General features: G+C 65.5%; 19 protein-coding genes. 16 read left to right on the top strand and 3 right to left on the bottom strand.

What is annotated here, in order from left to right:
- Nucleotides 1-130: 130 nt before the first annotated feature.
- Nucleotides 131-3,208 (bottom strand): Rne/Rng family ribonuclease, encoded by a 3,078-nt coding sequence (locus tag QY917_RS09620; protein ID WP_123675886.1) that lies wholly within the window; start codon nucleotides 3,206-3,208, stop codon nucleotides 131-133.
- A gap of 589 nt (nucleotides 3,209-3,797) precedes the next feature.
- Between QY917_RS09620 and QY917_RS09615 the strand changes: the two genes are divergently transcribed.
- Genes QY917_RS09615 through QY917_RS09600 form a run of 4 tightly spaced genes read left to right on the top strand, consistent with a single transcriptional unit; the run spans nucleotide 3,798 to nucleotide 6,903 of the window.
- A complete protein-coding gene (locus QY917_RS09615; protein WP_123675887.1) occupies nucleotides 3,798-4,817 on the top strand; it encodes an RluA family pseudouridine synthase in 1,020 nt (339 codons plus the stop codon).
- Nucleotides 4,810-5,478 (top strand): HAD family hydrolase, encoded by a 669-nt coding sequence (locus QY917_RS09610; protein WP_015913984.1) that lies wholly within the window; start codon nucleotides 4,810-4,812, stop codon nucleotides 5,476-5,478. The genes QY917_RS09615 and QY917_RS09610 overlap by 8 nt, the downstream gene beginning before the upstream one ends.
- The gene (locus QY917_RS09605) at nucleotides 5,478-5,855 is read left to right on the top strand and encodes a Rieske 2Fe-2S domain-containing protein (protein ID WP_123675888.1); all 378 of its coding nucleotides are present in this window, start codon (nucleotides 5,478-5,480) and stop codon (nucleotides 5,853-5,855) included. Before QY917_RS09610 ends, QY917_RS09605 begins: the two co-directional genes overlap by 1 nt.
- Nucleotides 5,856-5,859: 4 nt before the next feature.
- The gene (locus QY917_RS09600; RefSeq protein ID WP_123675889.1) at nucleotides 5,860-6,903 is read left to right on the top strand and encodes a S49 family peptidase; all 1,044 of its coding nucleotides are present in this window, start codon (nucleotides 5,860-5,862) and stop codon (nucleotides 6,901-6,903) included.
- A gap of 84 nt (nucleotides 6,904-6,987) precedes the next feature.
- Here the strand turns inward: QY917_RS09600 and QY917_RS09595 are convergent, their stop codons facing one another.
- Together QY917_RS09595 and QY917_RS09590 are read right to left on the bottom strand one after the other, a co-directional pair.
- Nucleotides 6,988-7,794, bottom strand: coding sequence for an SAM-dependent methyltransferase (locus tag QY917_RS09595; RefSeq protein WP_123675890.1), 807 nt, complete (start codon nucleotides 7,792-7,794; stop codon nucleotides 6,988-6,990).
- Nucleotides 7,791-8,390 carry a Maf family nucleotide pyrophosphatase gene (locus QY917_RS09590; RefSeq protein WP_123675891.1) on the bottom strand — a complete coding sequence of 200 codons (600 nt, stop codon included), beginning with the start codon at nucleotides 8,388-8,390 and terminating at the stop codon, nucleotides 7,791-7,793. The genes QY917_RS09595 and QY917_RS09590 overlap by 4 nt, the downstream gene beginning before the upstream one ends.
- 26 nt (nucleotides 8,391-8,416) lie before the next feature.
- Between QY917_RS09590 and QY917_RS09585 the strand changes: the two genes are divergently transcribed.
- The 12 genes from QY917_RS09585 to QY917_RS09530 all read left to right on the top strand — a co-directional run bounded on the left by QY917_RS09585 (nucleotide 8,417) and on the right by QY917_RS09530 (nucleotide 19,409).
- A complete protein-coding gene (locus QY917_RS09585; RefSeq protein WP_015913981.1) occupies nucleotides 8,417-8,968 on the top strand; it encodes a DUF177 domain-containing protein in 552 nt (183 codons plus the stop codon).
- A gap of 132 nt (nucleotides 8,969-9,100) precedes the next feature.
- Entirely contained in the window at nucleotides 9,101-9,283 is a 183-nt protein-coding gene (gene rpmF / locus QY917_RS09580) for a 50S ribosomal protein L32 (RefSeq protein WP_011806402.1), read from the top strand.
- Nucleotides 9,284-9,405: 122 nt separating this feature from the next.
- Nucleotides 9,406-10,437 (top strand): phosphate acyltransferase PlsX, encoded by a 1,032-nt coding sequence (gene plsX / locus QY917_RS09575; protein ID WP_123675892.1) that lies wholly within the window; start codon nucleotides 9,406-9,408, stop codon nucleotides 10,435-10,437.
- An 18-nt stretch (nucleotides 10,438-10,455) separates the two neighbouring features.
- Nucleotides 10,456-11,433, top strand: a complete 978-nt coding sequence (locus QY917_RS09570; protein ID WP_011806400.1) for a beta-ketoacyl-ACP synthase III — start codon at nucleotides 10,456-10,458, stop codon at nucleotides 11,431-11,433.
- 57 nt (nucleotides 11,434-11,490) lie between these two features.
- The gene (gene fabD / locus QY917_RS09565) at nucleotides 11,491-12,444 is read left to right on the top strand and encodes an ACP S-malonyltransferase (RefSeq protein ID WP_123675893.1); all 954 of its coding nucleotides are present in this window, start codon (nucleotides 11,491-11,493) and stop codon (nucleotides 12,442-12,444) included.
- Nucleotides 12,441-13,181, top strand: coding sequence for a 3-oxoacyl-ACP reductase FabG (gene fabG / locus QY917_RS09560; protein ID WP_123675894.1), 741 nt, complete (start codon nucleotides 12,441-12,443; stop codon nucleotides 13,179-13,181). The genes fabD and fabG overlap by 4 nt, the downstream gene beginning before the upstream one ends.
- Before the next feature lie 103 nt (nucleotides 13,182-13,284).
- Nucleotides 13,285-13,524 (top strand): acyl carrier protein, encoded by a 240-nt coding sequence (acpP, locus tag QY917_RS09555; protein WP_003058049.1) that lies wholly within the window; start codon nucleotides 13,285-13,287, stop codon nucleotides 13,522-13,524.
- Between the two features lie 58 nt (nucleotides 13,525-13,582).
- Nucleotides 13,583-14,827 carry a beta-ketoacyl-ACP synthase II gene (gene fabF, locus QY917_RS09550; RefSeq protein ID WP_123675895.1) on the top strand — a complete coding sequence of 415 codons (1,245 nt, stop codon included), beginning with the start codon at nucleotides 13,583-13,585 and terminating at the stop codon, nucleotides 14,825-14,827.
- Between the two features lie 621 nt (nucleotides 14,828-15,448).
- Nucleotides 15,449-16,084 (top strand): RNA polymerase sigma factor RpoE, encoded by a 636-nt coding sequence (gene rpoE / locus QY917_RS09545; protein ID WP_123675897.1) that lies wholly within the window; start codon nucleotides 15,449-15,451, stop codon nucleotides 16,082-16,084.
- Nucleotides 16,085-16,124: 40 nt separating this feature from the next.
- On the top strand, nucleotides 16,125-16,748 hold the full coding sequence (locus QY917_RS09540) for a sigma-E factor negative regulatory protein (RefSeq protein ID WP_123675898.1): 624 nt from the start codon (nucleotides 16,125-16,127) through the stop codon (nucleotides 16,746-16,748).
- Nucleotides 16,749-16,957: 209 nt separating this feature from the next.
- Nucleotides 16,958-17,839 (top strand): MucB/RseB C-terminal domain-containing protein, encoded by an 882-nt coding sequence (locus QY917_RS09535; RefSeq protein ID WP_302076540.1) that lies wholly within the window; start codon nucleotides 16,958-16,960, stop codon nucleotides 17,837-17,839.
- Nucleotides 17,840-17,933: 94 nt separating this feature from the next.
- Nucleotides 17,934-19,409, top strand: a complete 1,476-nt coding sequence (locus QY917_RS09530) for a DegQ family serine endoprotease (RefSeq protein ID WP_123675900.1) — start codon at nucleotides 17,934-17,936, stop codon at nucleotides 19,407-19,409.
- Nucleotides 19,410-19,495: the final 86 nt, after the last annotated feature.

The raw sequence follows: 19,495 nt of genomic DNA, 5'->3' as shown, positions 1-19,495 counted from the left end.
TGCGAGCTGCCGTGGCTATCAGCTGAATATGCCTCTAAGGCTTATCCATCAAGCGCCAGCAGCTCATTTATCGATAGCATAAAACGCCACCGGGGGCATGACGCCCCCGGTGTTCTGCCATGGCGCGGGCTTAGGCGGCCGCGTTGTCCTGGTCGAACGGCAGCTGCATCGCACCCAGGTCGCGGCGGGTTTCCACCAGCACCAGCGGACCTTCATCCAGCACCACCACGGGCGCACGCTCGCGCGGCACGTGGACGGGCTTGGGCTCGGCCGCAATCGCGGCCTGCGCGGCGGCGATCTTCTGGGCGTCGGAATTCACCCATTGCAGGCCCGAAGCCTGCGCCACCTGCTGCAGCGTGTCCACGGGCAGCGTGAATGCCTGCACGCGCGGCATGCCACCGGTTGCCGGCGCCACCGCGGTGGCAGCCGGAGCCGGTGCGGGCACAGGTGCCGCTGCAACGGGCGCGGGCGCCGGTGCGGGGGCTGCCACGGCGGCCGGGGGTGGCGTCACTGCGGCCGTGGCTTCGGGCGCGGCCTGCGGCGTTGCCGCCGGGGCAGATGCCGGAGCGGAGGCGAAATAGCTGCGGCGTGCGGGGGCGGAGTCTTCCTCGGCCGCCGCAGCGGGAGCGGGGAGGTCCAGGTCCATCAGCGGCGCGGCAGGCGCTTCGGCATCGGCACCGGTGGCGCTGGCCTCGGCATTGCGCGGGCCGCGCTCGCCACGTTCGCGGCGGTCGCGTCCATAGCGGTCGCGCGAACGGCGCTCGCGGCGCTCCTCGCCGGCGGGGGCCTCGGCGCCGGAAGTACCGACTTCAGCGCCGGACAGGTCCAGGTCCGGCAATGCGGCCAGGGGCGCAGTGTCGGCAAAGTCGGCGCCAGCGGCGGGGGCGTTGGCGTCGATGGTGCGCGGGCCGCGTTCGCGGCGCTCGCCACCGCGCTCACGGCGCTCGCCTCGTTCACCCCGTTCGCGGCGTTCACCGCGCTCGCCGGTGCGTGCCGCGCGCTCCTCGGTCACTGCCACGTCGGCATCGGTCGTGACCGGGGTGTTGGCCAGGTCGGCCGCAGACTGCACGGGCGGCTGTGCGTTGCGCTCACCGCGCTCGCGGCCGCCACGGCCTTCGCGCGGCTCGCGGCGGCTCTCGCCTTCCGCGCGCTCGCCACGGCGTTCGCCGTCGCGGCCATTGCGTGGCTCACGCGGTTCGCGGTTCTCGCGGCCCTCGGCGCTGCGCTCGCCGCCACGGCCCTCGCCACGGCGGCCGCGGCCTTCGCCGCCTTCGCGGTTGCCGTTGCGCTCACCGCCACGCTCGCCGCTGCGTTCACCAGTGCGTTCGCCACGGCGACCGCCGCGCTCACCGCGACGCCCTTCGCCGCGTGCGCCGGGTTCTGCCGGAGTCTGCGCGGGGGCGGCCACAGGTGCGGGCGCGGGTGCGGCGCCAAAGCCGAACAGGCTCTTGATCCATGCGAAGAAGCCCTGCTCGGGAGCCGGTGCGGCGGCCGGGCGCTGGGGCGCGGGCGTGGGGGCCGTTGCCGGGCGCTGCTGGCCCTGGCCCTGCGGGCGCGTGGCGCCGCGGGCGGCGCCTTCGGGGCGCGGCTCGGCCACAGGGGCCGGCGCGTCGGGCAACACGCCCTTGATCACGGGCGTCTGCTTGTTGGTGGGCTCCTGCGAGCGGCGCGTGACCTTGGTCTGGTCTTCCTCCACGTCGGCCAGCTTGTAGCTGGCGTCCAGGTTTTCCAGGCGCGGGTCGTCGTGCTTGAGGCGCTCCAGCTTGTAGTGCGGCGTTTCCAGCGACTTGTTGGGGATCAGCACCACGGAGACGCGCTGCTTGAGTTCGATCTTGGCGATCTCGGTGCGCTTTTCGTTCAGCAGGAAGCTGGCCACCTCCACCGGCACCTGGCAGTGCACGGCGGCGGTGCTGTCCTTCATGGACTCTTCTTGGATCATGCGCAGCATCTGCAGCGAGAAGCCTTCCGTGTCGCGCACGTGGCCGGTGCCGTCGCACAGCGGGCAACGGATATGCGCGCCTTCGGACAGCGACGGCTTCAGGCGCTGGCGGCTCATCTCCATGAGGCCGAACTTGCTGATGGTGCCGAACTGCACGCGGGCGCGGTCCTGGCGCAGCGCGTCGCGCAGGCGGTTTTCCACTTCGCGGCGGTTCTTGCTCTCCTCCATGTCGATGAAGTCGATCACGATCAGGCCGCCCAGGTCGCGCAGGCGCATCTGGCGCGCCACCTCGTCGGCGGCCTCCAGGTTGGTGCGCGTGGCGGTTTCCTCGATGTCGCCGCCCTTGATGGCGCGTGCCGAGTTCACGTCCACGCTGACCAGAGCCTCGGTGTGGTCGATCACGATGGCGCCGCCCGAGGGCAGGGTCACGGTGCGCGCGTAGGCGGACTCGATCTGGTGCTCGATCTGGAAGCGCGAGAACAGCGGTGCGTCGTCGCGGTAGCGCTTGACCTTGCCGGCATGCTCGGGCATGACGTGCGCCATGAACTGGTGCGCCTGCTCGTAGATGTCGTCAGTGTCGATGAGGATGTCACCGATGTCGCTGTTGAAGTAGTCGCGGATGGCGCGGATCACCAGGCTGGATTCCTGGTAGATGAGGAAGGCGCCCTTGCCGGCCTTGGCGGCGCCGTCGATGGCGGTCCACAGCTTGAGCAGGTAGTTCAGGTCCCATTGCAACTCGGGCGCGGAACGGCCGATGCCGGCGGTGCGCGCGATGATGCTCATGCCCTTGGGGTACTCCAACTGGTCCATCGCCTCCTTGAGCTCGGCGCGGTCCTCGCCCTCGATGCGGCGCGACACGCCCCCGCCGCGTGGGTTGTTGGGCATCAGCACCACATAGCGGCCGGCCAGGCTGATGAAGGTGGTCAGGGCCGCGCCCTTGTTGCCGCGCTCTTCCTTCTCGACCTGGACGATCAGCTCCTGGCCTTCCTTGATCACGTCCTGGATCCTGGCCTGGCTGGGTGATACGCCCTCGGCGAAGTACTGTTTGGAGATTTCCTTGAACGGCAGGAAGCCGTGGCGGTCTTCGCCATAGTCAACGAAGCAGGCCTCCAGCGACGGTTCCACGCGCGTGACGACGGCTTTGTAGATGTTGCCCTTGCGCTGCTCGCGCCCTTCGATCTCGATCTCGTAGTCCAGCAGCTTCTGGCCGTCCACGATGGCCAGGCGCCGCTCCTCGGGCTGCGTGGCATTGATGAGCATCCGCTTCATGATGCAATTCCTTTTCGTTGTGTCGTGGCGGCCCGCGCGCAGCGCTCTCTCAGGGCTGCAGCGGCGCGTACCGCCGGTTCCAAACCAAACAGGCTCTACACGAGCCGGAAATGCCTGGACTGACGCATCGAAACGAGGGAATTGCCGGGATGCACCACGGCTGCTGGGTTGGCTAACTCAGCAGGCGGGGTGGTGGCGCGTGGATGGGGGCGAGCCGGTCAGCGCGCAGGCGTGCTACTAAAAATGTAGCCGTTGGCGCTTGACCGGCGGGTGTTGGTGGCGATTTGCGTGCACGTGGCAAAGGCTGACGCCCTCGCCACAATGACACCATCCATGCCAGCAACACCCACATGATTTTCGCTTTGATCCGCTGGCCGCAGTGCCCGGGTGGGGTGAGCGGCCAGCTTGGGATTCCGTAGATTCAGTGTTTCGATTTGTCAGCCTGCACGGCCGGCATGCGGACCTTCGCAGGCAACCGGCCTGCAATCTGCGCGCATGACGCCCGTTGGCATCAACCATGCTGCGCGCCGAGCCGGGCCGGGTCCATTAAACTCCAGACAAATCAACCACTTACACATTCGTCGCGCAGGTGAAACACATTATAGGGGGCAAACCGGCCGCAGGCCGCACCCCGCCAGAAGCCCCGGCGGCCCGCATCGTCGAGGTCGACGCCGAATCCGCGGGCCAGCGGCTCGACAATTTCCTCATCCGCCATCTGAAGGGCGTGCCCAAGACCCACGTCTACCGCATCATCCGCAGCGGCGAGGTCCGCCTGAACAAGGGGCGCACCAGCGCCGACGCGCGCGTGGCACCGGGCGACCTGGTGCGTCTGCCCCCCGTGCGCGTGTCCGACAAGGTGCTGGACAAGGCGGAGCGCCCCGCGCCCGCGCGCGAATTCCCCATCCTGCTGGAAGACGAGCACCTGATCGCCATCGACAAGCCCGCCGGCACGGCCGTGCACGGCGGCAGCGGCGTGAGCTTTGGCGTGATCGAACAGTTGCGCCAGGCGCGCCCGCAGGCGCGCTTCCTGGAACTGGTGCACCGGCTGGACCGGGAAACCTCGGGCATTTTGCTGGTGGCCAAAAAGCGCTCGGCGCTCACACATCTGCAGGACCAGTTCCGGGGGCGCGAGACGGGCAAGACCTATCTGGCGCTGGTCACCGGCCACTGGCCCGCCAACAAGAAGGTCATCGACACGCCGCTGCACAAATACCTGCAGGAGGATGGCGAGCGCCGCGTGCGCGTGACCACGCCCGACGACCCGGACGGCATGCGCTCCGTCACCCTGGTCAAGGTGCGCAGCCAGCTCGCGCCGCGCCCCTTGCAGGGCCTGCCGGCGATGAGCCTGCTGGAGGTGACCATCAAGACCGGGCGCACGCACCAGATCCGCGTGCACCTGTCCTCCCAGGGCCACCCGATCGCGGGCGACGACAAGTACGGCGACTTCGACCTGAACCGGCGCCTGCAGAAGCAAGGCTTGAAGCGCATGTTCCTTCACGCATGGCGGCTACAGTTTGACCACCCGGCCAGCAGTGAGCGCCTGGAATTGCGCGCCGAATTGCCGCCCGAACTGACCGCTTTTCTTTCCGACGACCCCGCACATGCCTGATTTCCGCCCGCGCCGATTCGATCTCATTGCCTTCGACTGGGATGGCACGCTGTTTGACTCCACCGCCATCATCGTGCGCAGCATTCAGGATGCGGTGCGCGATGTGGGCGGCACCGTGCCTACGGATGAAGCCGCCGCCTGGGTGATCGGCATGGCGCTTCCGCAGGCCCTGGCACATGCAGCCCCCGACGTGCCGCGCGAGCGCTATACGGAGTTGGGCAACCGCTACCGCTACCACTACCTGCAGCACCAGGACGACCTGAGCCTGTTCGACGGCGTGCTGCCCATGCTGGAGGGCCTGCGCACGCGCGGCCACCTGCTGGCCGTAGCCACGGGCAAGAGCCGACGCGGCCTGGACCAGGTGCTGCACCAGGTGCAGTTGCGTGGCATGTTCGACGGTTCGCGCACCGCGGACGAAACCGCCGGCAAACCGCACCCGCTGATGCTGCAGGAGCTGATGGCCGAGTTCGGCGTGGAGCCCGAGCGCCTGCTGATGATCGGCGACACCACGCACGACCTCGCAATGGCCCGCGCCGCGGGCTGTGCCAGCGTGGGCGTGGGCTATGGCGCGCACGACACGGCGGGCTTTGCCGAACTGGGGCCGCTGTGCGTGGCTTCGTCCGTGGCCGATCTGCACCGTTGGCTGCAGGAGCACGCGTAATGGCGGCCCCGGTGGAGCAACGCATCGACCTCTGCCCCAGCGAGGCACTGGTGGATGGCGGCCGCGCCGTGGCGTTCGACGTGCGCTACTGCGGCCAGATCTGCCGCGCTTTCGCCATCCGCTATCAGGGCCGCGTGCACGCCTACCTGAACCGCTGTACCCATGTACCGATGGAGATGGACTACCAGGAAGGTCAGTTTTTCGACGACACCGGCCGCTGGCTGCTGTGTGCCACACATGGCGCGGCCTACCAGCCCGACACGGGAGCCTGCGCTGGCGGTCCGTGCCGCGGCGGGCTGGTGAAGATCGCCTTGTCCGAGGAAGGGGGCCGGGTGCGCTGGCATACTGCCCTCCATCTGCACACCGTAGAGTTTTGACTCCATGACCGATCCCAACCGCACCGAACCCACGGGATTCGAGGGAAATCCGCCCGCAGCGCCCGACCTGTGGGCGCAACAAGCTACAAAAAATGAAGCGAGCAAGGCCGCAGCCGCCCCCGGCTGGGAGCGCGAGACGCTGGAGAAGCTGGTGCTCGGCACCCTGGCCGAGCAGCGCGCGGCGCGCCGCTGGCGCAACTTCTGGCGCCTGGCGTGGGTCCTGTTGGCGGGCGCGGTGATCTGGGCCGCGCTTTCGCGCGAAATGACCGCCGCCAGCAAGAGCACGCCGCATACGGCCGTGGTGGACGTGAAGGGCGAGATCGCCGCGGGCGCCGAGGCCAGCGCCGAATTTGTCGTAGCCGCCATGCGCAGCGCATTCGAGGATTCGGGTTCGCAGGCCGTGGTGCTGCTCATCAACTCGCCGGGCGGCAGTCCGGTGCAGGCGGGCATCATCAACGACGAGATCGTGCGCCTGAAGGCCAAGTACAACAAGCCCGTCTATGCCGTGGTCGAGGAAACCTGTGCCTCGGCGGCCTACTACATCGCCGCGGCGGCGGACGGCATCTTCGTGGACAAGGCCAGCATCGTGGGCAGCATCGGCGTGCTGATGGACGGCTTCGGCTTCACCGGCGCCATGGAAAAACTGGGGGTGGAACGCCGCCTGCTCACCGCCGGTGAGAACAAGGGGTTTCTCGATCCGTTCAGCCCCCAGACCGAAACCCAGCGCGCATACGCCCAGGCCATGCTCGACCAGATCCACCAGCAGTTCATCGGCGTGGTGAAGCAGGGGCGGGGCGACCGGCTCAAGGTCACGCCCGAAACCTTCAGCGGCCTGTTCTGGACGGGTCAGCAGGCGGTGGAGATGGGACTGGCCGACCAACTGGGCAACCTGGACTACGTGGCGCGCGAGGTGGTCAAGGCCGAAGACGTGATCGACTACACCCGCCGCGACAACGTGGCCGAGCGCCTGGCCAAGAAGTTTGGCGCCGCGGTAGGCATGGGCGCCGTGAAGGGCCTGGCTGCGCTGCAGTTGCCGCAGCTGCGCTGATATTGGGTTAAATCAGGCTCCAGCGCTTATCCATCAAGCGCTGCAAGCTATTATTTTTGAATCAACCGGGGCCGTACGTGCGGCCTACGCACCGATGGCGAAGACCGTGGGTACGCGGTTGTCCGGCGTGCCGGCGGTGTGGTGGCGCCATTCGCGCACCGTGTGGCTGGCAACTTGCGCATCGGTCAGCGTCAGGCCGCTTGCGCGCGCCAGCCGGGTCTGCGGCTGCAGCCCCTGCAGCAGCGCCTGCCACAGTGCGGCGTTGCGGTAAGGCGTCTCGATGAAAAGCTGTGTCTGGCCCTGCTTGTGGGCCAGAGTTTCCAGCTCGCGCAGGCGTTTGGTGCGCTCGCCTGCGTCCTGCGGCAGATAGCCCACGAAGGCGAAGTTCTGGCCGTTGAGTCCGCTGGCTGCCAGTGCCAGCAATAGCGACACCGGTCCCACCAGCGGTACCACGCGCAGCCCCAGGTCATGCGCCGCGCGCACCACAGAGCTGCCGGGGTCGGCGACGGCGGGCATGCCCGCCTCGCTGACCAGGCCCATATCGTGCCCTGCCAATGCCGGCGCCAGCAGCGGACGTGCGTCGAACGATGCATGGCCCCGGGCGCCGTGGTCGCCCTTCTTGTGCACTTCGCGCGGCAGTTCGGTGATCTGCTGCGCCTGCAGCGGCGCCCCCAGCGGGTGCAGAGCGTCCACACGCTTGAGGTAGGCGCGGCAGCTCTTGGCGTTCTCGCAAATCCAATGGGTGAGGCGTGCGGCCTGGCGCAACGTGCCCTCCGGTAGGGCTTCGGTCAGGGGTGCCTGGCTCTCGCAGCCGAAATCCAGCGGCGCGGGCACCAGATACAGGGTGCCCCGAGCCGGGGTCGAGCCAACCGTTGCAGTGCTTTCGCTCATGGCAGCACCAGCCCCGCGGCGCGCAGCATGCGGCAGGTGCGTATCAAGGGCAGCCCGATCAGGGCGGTGGGGTCGTCGCTGTCGATCGCGTCGAGTAACGCGATGCCCAGGCTCTCGCTCTTGGCGCTTCCGGCGCAATCGTACGGCTGCTCGGCACGCAGATAGCGCTCGATCTCGTCGTCCGAAAGGTCACGAAAGCGCACCCGCACCGGCGCCAGGTCCACCTGCTCGAAACCGCAGTCCTGGCAGACCACCGCCACGGCGGTGTGGAACACCACGGTCTTGCCGCGCATGCGGCGCAACTGGACGGTGGCGTGTTCGTGGTCGCCGGGCTTGCCCAGCGGCTCGCCGTCCAGGTCTGCCACTTGGTCGGAGCCGATCACGATGGCCTGCGGATGCAGGCCGGCCACGGCGCGCGCCTTGGCCAGCGCCAGGCGCAGTGCCAGCGCGCGCGGGGCTTCGTCCGGCCGCGGTGTCTCGTCCACCGCGGGGGCAGCCACGTCGAAGGGCAGGCCCAGTCGGGCCAGGAGTTCGCGCCGGTAGCGCGAGGTCGATCCCAATACCAGGGAGCGGGACAGGGGGGAGGAATCCGGCATGCCTGGATTCTCTTACACTGCCCAGCATGACCAAGGAACACTCCCCCGACCGGCTGGACGTCAAGGCTTTTGCACAGGCCGGCGCTCACCTGTCCGGTCATGACACGCTGCTCAAATACAAGCGTCTGGCCGAGGAGGCGCAGGGGCTGCACCCGGATCTGCGCGTGGATTGGGCGGCGGACGGCGAAGTGCGCACCACGCACGGCGTAGGCGGCCAGGTCTGGCTGCGTCTGAAAGCCAGCGCCACCTTGCCGATGACCTGCCAGCGCTGCCTGCATTCCGTGGACGTGCCCCTGGAGGTGGAGCGCGAATTCCGCTTCGTGGCCGATGAAGCCACCGCCGAGGCACTGGATGGCGACAGCGATGAGGATCTGCTGGCATTGAGCCGCGAGTTCGATCTGCGCGAGCTGATCGAAGACGAACTGCTCATGGCCCTGCCGGTGGTGCCGCGCCATGAGGAATGCCCGACAGATGTCACGCTGGCCTCCAGCGACGAGGACTTCGAGCAGGCCAGTGCCGACAAGCCCAATCCGTTCGCAGCCCTGGCTGGGCTTCGCAAGGACAATCCGGACGCCTGAGAAACGGCCCGTTCGGCGGTTTCGATCAAAAACCATTTGAGATATAATCGAGGGCTTCGCGCGAATCCCCTCGTGTCTTCAATGGGCTGATCGCGTTTTTCACCAACCCTTTCAAGACCCTAGGAGCCGATCATGGCTGTTCAGCAAAACAAGAAGTCTCCCTCCAAGCGCGGCATGCACCGTTCGCACAATGCCCTGACGGTGCCTGGCATCGCCGTGGAGCCCACGACCGGCGAAACCCATATGCGCCACCACATCAGCCCCAACGGCTTCTACCGCGGCCGTCAGGTACTGAAGAACAAATCCGAAGCCTGATCCAGGCTGCGCACCCTCCGGGCCCGCTGCTACGAAAAATGTAGCGCGGGCCTTTGTCGTTTTGGCATGCGCCAAAATGGCCCTTTTATTTAACGGCCGCCTGACGGCTTGACGATTTGCCGATGATCACACTGGCTGTTGACTGCATGGGGGGCGATCATGGCCCCGGCGTCACGCTTCCCGCGTGCCGACAGTTCCTGGAGCATCACCCTGACGCACGCCTGATCCTGGTGGGTGGGCAGGACAGCCTGCAGGGTCTGGTACACGAGCGCGTGACGCATGTCGTGGCATCGGAGGTGGTCACGATGGACGATGCGGTGGAGGTCGCGCTGCGTCGCAAGAAGGACTCCTCCATGCGCGTGGCCATCCAGCAAGTCAAGGATGGCGTGGCGCATGCGGCCATCTCCGCCGGTAACACTGGCGCGCTGATGGCCATCGCGCGCTATCTGCTCAAGACGCTGGACGGCATCGACCGCCCGGCCATCGCCACCCAGATGCCCAATGCGCAAGGCGGTGCCACTACCGTGCTGGACCTGGGCGCGAATGTCGATTGCACGGCCGAGCATTTGCTGCAATTCGCTGTCATGGGATCTGCGTTGGTGTCGGTGCTGCAGGACCGCGATGAACCGCTCGTAGGATTGCTGAACATTGGCGAAGAGGTCATCAAGGGCAACGATGTCATCAAGAAAGCCGGCGAACTGCTGCGTTCTGCGGCCAAATCCCGCGACCTAAACTTTCACGGTAATGTGGAAGGCAACGACATCTTCAAGGGCACTGTGGACATCGTGGTGTGTGACGGTTTCGTTGGCAATGTGGCACTCAAGGCCAGTGAGGGCGTGGCATCGATGATTGCGGGAGCGCTCAAACAGGAGTTCTCGCGCAACATTTTCACGAAAATTGCTGCCATCGTCGCTTATCCGGTGCTATCTGCCATCATGAGGCGCATGGATCACCGGCGTTATAACGGAGCCGCCCTGCTCGGACTGCGGGGGCTCGTGTTCAAGAGCCATGGTTCGGCCGACGCGCTGGCTTTCGAGCAGGCTTTGATCCGGGCGTATGATGCGGCCCGCAACAACCTGCTCGACCGCGTCCGCGCGCGGGTTGCGCATGCGGCGCCTTTGCTGGCAGCCGCAGACGCCCAGCCCGCTTCCTGACCGGCCGTGCCTCCCCCAATGACACGCTATTCACGCATTACCGGCACCGGCAGCTATTTGCCGCCGCACCGGGTAACCAATGATGACCTGGTGGCCCAGCTGGCGCAGCAGGGCATCGAGACCTCCGATGAATGGATCGTGGAGCGCACGGGCATCCGCGCACGCCATTTCGCCGACCGGGACGTCACCAGCAGCGACCTGGCGTTGGAGGCATCGCGCCGCGCGCTGGAGGCCGCCGGTTGCCAGGCGCAAGATCTTGACCTGATCATCGTCGCCACGTCCACACCGGACATGGTGTTTCCCTCCACCGCCTGCATTCTGCAAAACAAGCTGGGTGCCAATGGCTGCCCCGCCTTCGACGTGCAGGCCGTGTGCAGCGGCTTCGTCTATGCACTCACGGTGGCCGATGCCATGATCCGCTCCGGGGGAGCGCGCCGCGCGCTGGTCGTGGGGTCCGAGGTCTTCAGCCGCATTCTGGATTTCAACGACCGCACCACCTGTGTGCTGTTCGGCGACGGCGCCGGCGCAGTGGTGCTGGAGGCCTCGGAAGCGCCCGGCATCCTTGCGAGCGACCTGCATGCCGATGGCAGCCATGTCGGCATCCTCTGCGTGCCGGGCAACGTCTACGGCGGCCAGATTCTGGGCGACCCTTTGCTCAAGATGGATGGCCAGGCCGTCTTCAAGCTGGCCGTCGGCGTGCTGGAGAAAGCGGCGCGGGCCACGCTGGACAAGGCGGGCATGACCGACGCCGATATCGACTGGCTGATTCCCCACCAGGCCAACATTCGCATCATGCAGAGCACGGCGCGTAAGCTGAAGCTGTCCATGGACAAGGTGGTGGTCACGGTGGATCAGCACGGCAATACGTCGGCCGCCTCCATTCCCTTGGCACTGGACCATGGCGTGCGCAATGGCCAGGTCCAGCCGGGCCAGACGGTGCTGCTGGAAGGGGTGGGCGGCGGCTTCACCTGGGGTGCGGTGCTCCTGAAAATGTAGCTACTGGCGCTTGCTGTGCAAGCGCTGGAGCCACTTTTTGTCTTGAACTGTTTGACCATGTCGAAAACTTTTGCATTTGTGTTCCCCGGCCAAGGCTCGCAGTCGGTGGGCGTGCTGGACGCTTGGGGTGACCATCCCGTGGTGGCCGAGACGCTGCGCGAGGCTTCAGAGGCGCTCGGCGAAGACGTCGGTGCGTTGATTCATGCGGGGCCCAAGGAGGCGCTGGCCCTTACCACCAACACCCAGCCGGTGATGCTGGTGGCCGGGATTGCGGCTTGGCGCGTGTGGTGCGCTGAGGGCGGGGCACTGCCGGCTGCCGTGGCCGGGCACTCCCTGGGCGAATACTCCGCGTTGGTGGCCTCGGGGGTTTTGAGTCTGGCCCAGGCAGCCCCGCTGGTGCGCCTGCGTGCCGCTGCCATGCAGGAGGCCGTGCCCGTGGGGGTTGGCGCCATGGCGGCCATCCTCGGGCTGGAGTCAGCCAAGGTGATCGCCGGTTGCGCCGATGCTGCGGCCAGCTTTGGTGCTGGATCCACCGATGTGGTGGAAGCCGTGAATTTCAACGATCCCGCTCAGACCGTGATTGCGGGTACCAAGGCGGGCGTGGAGAAAGCCTGCGAAGTGCTCAAGGCAGCGGGCGCCAAGCGCGCACTGCCACTGCCGGTGTCGGCGCCCTTCCACTCCAGCCTGATGAAGCCCGCCGCAGAAAAACTGCGTGCCGCGCTCGCTGCACTGGAATTGGGCGCTCCGCGCATTCCCGTGGTCAACAATGTGGACGTCGCGGTGCAGCAAGACGCAGATGCCATCCGCGATGCACTCTATCGGCAGGCCTTCGGCCCGGTGCGCTGGGTGGAGTGTGTGCAGGCGCTGAAGGCGCGTGGCGTGACGCATGTGATCGAATGCGGGCCCGGCAAGGTGCTGGCCGGGATGACCAAGCGCATCGACCCCGAACTGGTCGGCGCCTCACTGTTTGACCCGGCCACGCTGGCCGAAACCAAGGAACTGCTGGCATGAGTGAATCCGCCTCTCCCCAGATTGCGCTGGTTACCGGCGCCACCCGCGGCATCGGAGCCGCCATTGCCGCCGAGCTCGCCCAGCGGGGCTTGCGCGTGATTGGTACGGCCACCACGGATGAAGGCGCGCAGCGCATCGGCCAGGCCCTGGCGGCCCACGGCGGCAAGGGCGTCAAACTGAATGTGACCGACGGCGCAGCCGTGGACACGCTGGTGGATGCCATCGTCAAGGAGCATGGAGGCCTGCATGTGCTGGTGAACAACGCGGGCATCACGCGTGACACGCTGGCCATGCGCATGAAGGACGACGACTGGGATGCCGTGCTTGACACCAATCTCAAGGCCGTTTTCCGCGTCAGCCGTGCGGCTATTCGGCCCATGATGAAACAGCGCTTTGGGCGCATCATCAGTATCACCAGCGTGGTGGGCGCATCGGGCAACCCCGGACAGGCCAACTACGCGGCCGCGAAGGCTGGTGTGGCAGGTATGACCCGCGCGTTGGCGCGTGAACTGGGCAGCCGCGGTATCACGGTGAACTGCGTGGCTCCGGGTTTCATTGCTACCGACATGACTGCCGATCTGCCGGAAGAGCAGAAAAAAGCGCTGAAATCCCAGATCGCCATGGGCGAATTGGGGCAGCCCAGTGACATCGCCCATGCCGTGGCTTACCTTGCATCGGCTGGTGCAGGTTATGTGACGGGACAAGAGTTGCATGTCAATGGCGGCATGTACATGTAATTAAAGTCAGTTGGCGCCGTTTTGTCCGTACGGCGGGCTGCTACGGGGCTTTACCCGGAGCGGCTAGAATCGCGGATTCATTCACAACCCCCTGAGGGAAACCATGAGCGATATCGAAGCACGTGTCAAAAAAATCATTGCCGAACAACTCGGCGTGGAAGAGTCCCAAGTCACCAACGAAAAAGCCTTCGTGGCAGATCTGGGTGCCGACTCGCTGGACACGGTGGAACTGGTGATGGCGCTGGAAGACGAGTTCGGCATCGAGATCCCTGACGAAGACGCAGAGAAGATCACGACGGTGCAAAACGCCATCGACTACGCCAATACCCACCAGAAGGCCTAAGTCGCTGCCGCCCCGCACTCCCTGGGGCGCGGCATCCCATCAGCAAAAGGTTTAGCGCATGAGCCGTCGTCGCGTTGTCGTGACCGGCCTGGGTTGCATCACCCCCGTTGGCAATACGGTGGCCGATGCCTGGGCCAACATCCTCGCCGGGAAATCCGGCATAGACCTCATCACCAAGTTCGATACGACGAACTTTGCCTGCAAGATAGCTGGCGAGGTCAAGGGTTTTGACCTGGACTCCCTCATCAGTGCCAAAGATGCGCGCACGATGGATACGTTCATCCATTACGGTATCGCGGCGGCCGAAGAGGCAGTGCGCGACGCTGGTCTGCCCACGGGCGAGGCGCTGGACGATGAATTGGCCACCCGCATCGGCTGCATCATTGGTTCCGGCATCGGCGGACTGCCGCTGATCGAGAACACGCATGCGGAGTTGACCAACCGGGGGCCGCGCCGCATCACGCCGTTTTTCGTCCCTGCATCCATCATCAACATGGTGGCTGGCCAGGTGTCGATGCGCTTCGGCTTTAAGGGACCGAACCTGTCGGTGGTCACAGCCTGCACCACGGGCCTGCACTGCATCGGCGAAGCGGCCCGCAAGATCGAATACGGGGACGCCGATGTGATCGTCGCTGGCGGTACGGAGTCCACCGTCTCGCCCCTGGGTGTGGGCGGCTTCGCAGCCATGCGTGCCCTGTCCACGCGCAACGATGATCCGCAGACGGCGTCACGCCCCTGGGATAAGGACCGCGATGGCTTCGTTCTCGGCGAGGGTGCGGGGGTTCTGGTGCTGGAAGAGTACGAACACGCCAAGGCGCGTGGCGCGCGCATCTACGCCGAGGTGTTGGGCTATGGCATGAGCGCCGACGCCGGGCACATGACGGCACCCAATATGGATGGCCCGCGGCGTGCCATGGTTGCCGCACTGCGCAATGCCGGCGTGAATGCCGACGAGGTGGATTACCTCAATGCGCACGGTACGTCCACGCCGCTGGGGGATCTCAACGAAACCAATGCCATCAAGGCGGCACTGGGTGACCATGCCAAGAAGATGGTGGTGAGTTCGACCAAATCGATGACCGGGCATTTGCTTGGTGGAGCGGGAGGCATTGAGAGTGTGTTCACCGTACTCGCTTTGCACCAGCAGAAGGTGCCTCCTACCACGAATATCTTCGAGCAGGATCCGGAGTGCGATCTGGACTACTGTGCCAACACGGCGCGGGACATGAAGATCGACATCGCAGTCAAGAACAATTTTGGCTTTGGTGGCACCAACGGAACGCTGGTGTTTCGGCGCGTCTGATTGATCGGGCCTGGCGCGGCGGTCGGCGCGTCCTCGAGTCTCTGGATCATCGGGCGGGCTCGTCCTCACCAGTGTTTGGCTAACGTCCGCCATGCGTGAGTCCTTGCACGCTCCCGCCGTTCGCTACCTCTATGGCCGCTCGCTCGTGGTGGCCCGCACCCTTGTCGTGTTGGCGCTGGCCGGCATGGCCTGTCTGTCGGTCTGGTTGCTATCCCATGGACGTCAGCCCGACCTGGCCATGCGCGCCTGGGTTGGTGCTGTGGCCTGGGTGTTGGGTACGGCGGCGGCCTGGCGCTTCTGGCACCGCCTGCCGGAAGGCTTTTTGGTGTGGGATGGCAGCCTGTGGTGGTTGGAGACTGGGCGAACGGGCATGCGTGTGCCCGTGGATCAGTCACCCGCGGTGCATCTTGACTTTCAGACCATCCTGATGCTTTCCGTGCAAGGGGCATCCCACACACGGCAATGGCTGTGGATGGAATGCAGGAGCGACCCTCTCCAATGGCCGGCTCTGCGGCGTGCGGTATATTCGCGCGCCCGTGGCGGCCCCCTCGCTAGCGCGCCCGCGAAGCAGACAACCGACGGAATGCCACCCCCGCAGGGTGGCGGAGCATCCCACAAGACATGACGACCCCATCGCCCGCGCCCCAAGAGCCCGCCGACAGTGATCTGCGATTGGTCGAGCGCACCGTCGCGGGGGACCAGCGCGCTTATGAACTTCTGGTCATCAAATACCAGCGGCGCATTGAGCGCCTAGTGGGGCGTATGGTGCGCGATACCGATCTGGTGGCCGACATCACGCAGGAAACCTTTCTGCGTGCCTACCGAGCCTTGCACCAGTTCCGTGGAGAGGCACAGTTCTACACCTGGCTCTACCGCATCGCCGTGAACACCGCCAAGAAGGCGCTGGTAGACATGAAACGCAATCCGGTTGTCACGGAGAGCGCTCTTCGCGGCAGCAACGACTCCGAAGATGAAACTTCCTTCCTGGATCGTGAACTAATCAGCGACGAAACCCCCGAAACCGTGTTGGCGGCCCAGGAAATCGCTGCCGCTGTCAATGCGGCCATGGAGGCATTGCCCGAGGATTTGCGGCAGGCCGTGACTCTGCGGGAGATCGAGGGGTTGAGTTACGAGGAAATTGCCGTAGCCATGGAATGCCCCATCGGTACGGTGCGCTCGCGGATCTTCCGTGCGCGCGAGGCAATTTCCGCGCGGGTCAAGCCTTTGCTGGAGAAGCGCTCCGGCAAGCGGTGGTAGGCGTGTGAATGGCAATGGCGCGGTTTGGCGAGTAAACACCATGAACGACGACATGATGATGCGAGAACAGCTGTCGGCTTTGGCCGATGGGGAGTTGCAGGGCGAAGAATTTGCGCACGCGCTCACCTATGCCGCGAACGCCGAGGGGCGGGCGACGTGGCAGCTCTACCATTTGATAGGTGACACCCTGCGCAGTTCTGAAGCAGCGGGTATGGGAGACCTTGAACTCGTAGACCGCCTGCGCACGCAACTGGCGCGCGAACCGGCGCCTCGCTTGGCGGCCGTGGAAGTAGGTCACGTGGCCTCTATGAAGGCGGGGCGGACGAAAGACAACGCAGCCAACGCCGCAGTGTTCCGCTGGAAGGTGGCGGCAGGGTTCGCGTCGTTTGCCGCAGTCGCGGCTGTTGGATGGAGTGTTTATCTGGGCGCCGAAGGTGACGGCCGCGCGGCAGGCGCGCAGTTGGCGGCGGCCCAGCCAGCCATGACGGCCCCGGCGCCCGCTCTGCTGGCCACAGCCGCCGGCCCTGATGGGCAACAGGTCATGTTGCGTGATCCGCGTCTGGATGAGTTGCTCGCGGCGCACAAGCAGTTTGGCAGCACGACTGCACTGCAGATGCCGGCAGGCTTCCTGCGGAACGCCACGTTTGAAGCGCCTGCGCGCTAAAGGGTCGGGCTCATCGTTGGAATGTCTAGGCGAGGGAGTCCAGGCGCGTGATTCGGTGGCGAGTAATGCAGTGCTGCCGCAGGTTGCGGTCATGGTGGTTGGTGTGTGGCGGTTTGATGCTCTGTGGCGTGGCTGCGGCGAACTGCATGTCAGGCCCCGCACCAACGACCCCTGGCGAACCACGCGACGTGGCGGAGTGGGTTGCGCGCATGCACCATGCTTCGCTGTTTCGCAGCTACCGTGGCACGTTCGTGGTTCTTTCTTCCAATGGGGCCATGGTCAGTTCCCGGATCTGGCATGCCTGCGAGGGTGCGCGGCAAATTGAGCGTGTCGAGGCGCTGAGCGGAACACCACGGGTGGTCTTCCGGCGCGAAGAGGAGGTCCGCACCTTCCTTCCGCATGCCCGTGTGGTACGCAGCGAACTGCGCGACGTGCCCGGTGCTTTTCCGCGTGTTGCCGATGCCAAGGGTGTCCATCCTTCGCAGCATTACGCGCTGCGGGCCCTCGGGCAGGAGCGCGTGGCCGGGAGGGATGCCGATCGGCTTTTATTCCAGCCCCGTGATGCCTGGCGATTCGGCTACCAGATCTGGGTGGATCGTGTGTCTGGACTGGTTGTCAAGATGCAGACCTTGGACGGCGAAGGTCGGCTCCTGGAGCAGGCGGCGTTTTCGGAACTGAATCTGGATGTCCCGGCGGATCTGTCGCGCATCGAACAGATGATGGAGGACTTGCAGGGGTATCGTCTCGTGAAGGTCCCTCTTCAGCGGACGACGGCCGAAGCGCAAGGCTGGACCATGGGCAAGGCTGTGGCCGGATTCGTCTCCCAGGGCTGCTATCGCAAAGACGTGATGGCCATGGCGTCCGGCCCGCTATTGCAGTGCATTTACTCAGACGGCTTGGCCACGCTTTCCGTCTTTGTGGAGCCGTTCGATGCCGCACGCCATGCTGCATCTGTGCGCAGTGCCAGTATGGGCGCCACACAAGTGGTGGGCCGGCAGGTGCACAAAACTGCCTGGGTGACCGCTGTGGGGGAAGTTCCTGCTCGCACGCTCCAGCGGTTCATCGAGTCCGTCCGACGCAAGGACGAGTGATGCGTTCCGTTCCCGGTGTACGGGAACCAATGCGTGCGGCTTTCTCACAAACCGCTATTCCCGCTGTTGCGGGTTGTCTGGAAAAGAAAGGCTGATGATGACGAAACTCCGTGCAAAGCGCGCATGGTGGCCCTGCGCTATGGCCATCGCCTTGGCCATGGGCGGCGCAGGCTTGGTGGCGGCGCCCGCTTCGGTGCAGGCCCAGCCTGCTGCCGTGGTGCGTGGCCTGCCTGACTTCACCGAACTGGTCGAGCAGGTGGGACCGTCCGTGGTGAACATTCGCACAACCGAGAAGGTGACGGCGAGGCCCTCCATCGGGGGCATGGATGAAGACATGCTGGAGTTCTTCCGGCGTTTTGGTGTCCCGGTGCCCAACATTCCACGCCAGCAGGGGCCGCAGCGTCCGCAGCCCGAAGAGCAGCCGCGTGGCGTGGGATCGGGGTTCATTCTGAGTCCTGACGGCTATGTCATGACCAACGCCCACGTGGTGGAGGGGGCGGACGAAGTGATTGTGACGCTGACGGACAAGCGGGAGTTCAAGGCCAAGATCATTGGCTCGGACAAGCGCACCGACGTTGCCGTCGTCAAGATCGACGCCACGGGACTGCCCGCGGTAAAGGTGGGTGACGTCGGTCGTCTTAAGGCGGGTGAATGGGTCATGGCAATCGGCTCTCCCTTTGGCCTGGAAAACACCGTGACCGCCGGCATCGTGAGTGCCAAGCAGCGCGATACGGGTGACTATCTGCCCTTCATTCAGACGGATGTGGCCATCAATCCCGGTAACTCCGGCGGCCCTCTGATCAACATGCGGGGTGAGGTGGTGGGCATCAACAGCCAGATCTACTCCCGCTCCGGCGGATTCATGGGTATCTCGTTCGCCATTCCCATTGACGAGGCTATGCGCGTGAGCGAGCAACTGCGCGTGAGCGGTCGCGTGAGCCGTGGCCGCATTGGTGTTCAGATTGGCTCGGTTCCCAAGGATGTGGCGGAGTCCATCGGGCTTGGCAAAACCGACGGCGCGCTGGTGCGCGGCGTGGAGACTGGATCCCCCGCGGAGAAGGCTGGCATCGAGGCGGGCGACGTGATCACGCGCTATGACGGCAAGGCCGTCGAGAAGGTGTCTGACCTTCCCCGCTTGGTGGGCAACACCAAGCCAGGAACCAAGACCCATATCACGGTGTTCCGCCGTGGCGCATTGCGCGACCTGTCGATCACCATCGCCGAGGTGGAGCCTGATGAAAAGGTGGCAGCCAAGGCAGCCGAAGCAGAAGGCAAGGGCAAGTCCTCGACAGCGGCTCAGCAGATCGGCTTGGTCGTTGCCGACCTGACCGCTGCGCAGGCGAAGGAGCTGAAGGTGAAGGGGGGGGTGCGCGTGGTCTCTGCCAACGACGCGGCGGCGCGTGCCGGCCTGCGGGCAGACGATGTGATCGTCGCGCTGGCTAACACCGAAGTCCGTAACCTCAAGGATTTCGAAGCGGTACTAGCGAAGGCTGACATGGGTAAACCCATCAACGTGCTTTTCCGTCGCGGCGAATGGGCGCAATATGCACTGATCCGCCCGAACCGCTAGGCAGCGTCGCCAGGGCTCGCTGGAGCCCTGCGATGCTATAGCGGGGGACGCTCTTTCGCAGGGTCGGTATCAACGGGGCGCTATGT

The organism is Diaphorobacter sp. C33, assembly GCF_030503915.1.
Taxonomy (GTDB): domain Bacteria; phylum Pseudomonadota; class Gammaproteobacteria; order Burkholderiales; family Burkholderiaceae_C; genus Diaphorobacter; species Diaphorobacter nitroreducens.
Note: the sequence above shows the minus strand (reverse complement) of the source record. Positions and strands in the feature narration are given on the sequence as shown.